The organism is Pseudomonas bharatica (genome assembly GCF_048586865.1).
Lineage (GTDB): Bacteria > Pseudomonadota > Gammaproteobacteria > Pseudomonadales > Pseudomonadaceae > Aquipseudomonas > Aquipseudomonas bharatica.
The window spans coordinates 1-2,407 of sequence record NZ_JBMAWR010000053.1; the positions used below are offsets into that span (position 1 = coordinate 1).

The following is a 2,407-nucleotide window of genomic DNA, read 5'->3' on the forward strand; positions in this document are numbered from 1 at the left end:
CCCGCAGCCATCGCATACTGCAACCCCTCCACCGCAGTAGCCACCGCCGCAATCGCACTACCAAATTGCAGAATCCTCCCACCCAACCTGACCGGCTCCAGCCCGGTAGTCGTGTGGACATTCATCTTCCATTCAGGCCGAAACGCCTGAACCGTCCCCCCAACCAGCTCGACCCCCACCCCAAGATTCCCCACCGACGCCGCCATGAACGCCGCCACCGCTTCGGGCCGTTCATCTCCAAACGCCTCAAGCATGTTCTTGTAGGTAGTGCGCAACGCATCCTGCTGGAACCACAGGCTTCCCAAAGCCAGCCCCAGGTTGAAGGCGCCTTCACCGCCTCTCATGGCGGCATTGCGCATGCTGCTCATGGTCTCCCGCACGTAAAGGCGGGCGACGTCGGCATCGAGGCTCAGGTGACGGGTGAAATCCTGCATCCCGCCCTTGAGTGCCCCAGTGTCGATACTGACCGGACGCAGGGCATCATCGATGCCGTCGCCAACGCCGTCCCGCAGTTGCTCCAGACGCGCGCTCAGCTTTTCGGCGTTTTCCATCGTCCAGAGCTTTACGTAGATCAGCTTGTCATCGAGATCTGCCAGTGCCGGAGTGAAGTGGCCGCTCAGCAGCATGGCCCGCACCTTGCCCGCAGCCGGGTTGCGGAATTTTTCGTTGAGCTTGTCGAGATAACGCTCGGTCCCTTCGTAGAGCGTTTCATTGAGCAGCGTGAGGTATTCACCCACCTTGAGCGCCACCGTGACCCGGGTGGCCTCCACTCCGGAGAAACGCAGCCAGGCCTCCCGGTGTAGATGCCCGACCAACGCCCGGGTGTTCTCGGAAATATGCTTGCCGAGGACATTGCTGGCCGTGGCCGCACCGCCGAGCAACTGGCCAGCGGCCGTTCTCACGGAGTCCCTCATCAACTTGGTGCCCTGTTCGGTCGTGATCAGGGTCTTGATGCCGTGATAGATCCGGGTCCGCTCATCATCAACCAGGGACTTGTGGATCTGTTCGAACACGCCTGGATCCTTCGCGTGCAGGGCCTGATGAAGCAGGCTGTTCTGGTCTTCCAGTTGCTGCTTCCAGAGCTGCTGGGTGGCCTCCAGTCTGTTCTCGTCGATAAGCCCGGTCGGCCCGCCGGAGAGACACTGGCCGATCAGGCAGATGAAACCCATGACGGATTCGTCGTGGCGATCGATGTAGTCAAACCGGCTGGCCAGCCTGAACGCCGGGCTCTGGAAGTGCCTGACGTAGATCTCGCCGGCATCGTCGATAAGCCGTTGCCAGGCGGCGAGGGTGTTGTCGAATTCGCGCTGGAAGTCCGAACGGGCCTTTTCGTCGTAGCGCTCATCAAGGCGCTCGGCTGCCTCTTCCTGCATGCCCGGGGTCAAGCGCTCGGTTACCCCTTCGACATCGACCTTCGACAGGACTGATTTAGCGGCAATATGGGTTTCGTTGCGGTAGCGGGCGTACTCGTCGCGTGCACTCGCTTCTGCTGCAGCCAGCTTTTCCGCTCTCTGCGCTTGAAACTCGCGAATCCCCAGCAACGCCTGCGACGTCAGGTGCTCGAAGCTCCGTTGCGGCTCGGCCCGCCATTCCAGCATCTGCTGATAGCGCACCATGCGCTGGGCATTGCACTCCTGCACCATGCCGATCGGATCGGGCAACACCAGGGCCAGCACGCCGTTGGGCAGCTTTTCCCGCTGGATCACCGTGCGCACATGGTTCCTCAGGGCGTTCAGGCGGTGATTGCGTCCGTAAAAGCCATGCACGCTGTAGAAGTCACCGGCCATGGGCTGGGCGTATTCGAGGACCTTCTCCATCTGCAGTTCGTGTTCGGTCATCGCCAGGCCGATGCTGGCGGGGTCTTCGCGGGCGGTCTTGAGGTCAAGCTTGTAGAAGCGCTCCTCCAGGCTCATGCCGTCGACCGTACCGCCGCTCAGATAGCGCTTGAGCACCTGCTTCGGCCAGGGGTCGTTGGCGATGGCCAGCCAGGCGGTGGAGTACTTTTTCGTGTCGAAATTGATGAAGGAAGCAGGGATATCGTGGTCGTGCTTGACGCAGGCCATGCTCAGGGGCAGGGGTTCCTCGCGGGAGGTCTGGTACGGCGGCACCTGGCGCAGCGCCCCCTCGGGAGTGATCTGGTAGGCCTGCCATTCCTTCCTGTCGAGCATGACGTAGAGGAAACCCCGGCGCAGGATGCGCGGCTGGCTGTCACGCAGGGGCACAGCCTTGACCTTGGGGTCACTGGCCAGCGGCAGTGCCTGGGTGTGCCAGGGTTCCGGGGCATAGGCGGCGCGCAGGGGCAGGACGGGCAGGCCGACACGTTCGCAGGCGCGGCAGGTGCGCAGGGGAACGGGCCTGGCCTCGCAGGTGGCCAAATGAAGGGCGGTGCTCATGAGTAGTCCTTTGC

The 2,407-nt window shown here is 62.6% G+C and carries 1 protein-coding gene; it reads right to left on the reverse strand.

Annotated elements, in window-relative coordinates; genetic code table 11:
- A partial coding sequence (locus ACKLLE_RS27085) for a T6SS effector BTH_I2691 family protein (protein ID WP_420059600.1) occupies positions 1-2,393 on the reverse strand: 2,393 nt, incomplete at its 3' end.
- Between the last annotated feature and the right edge of the window lie 14 nt (positions 2,394-2,407).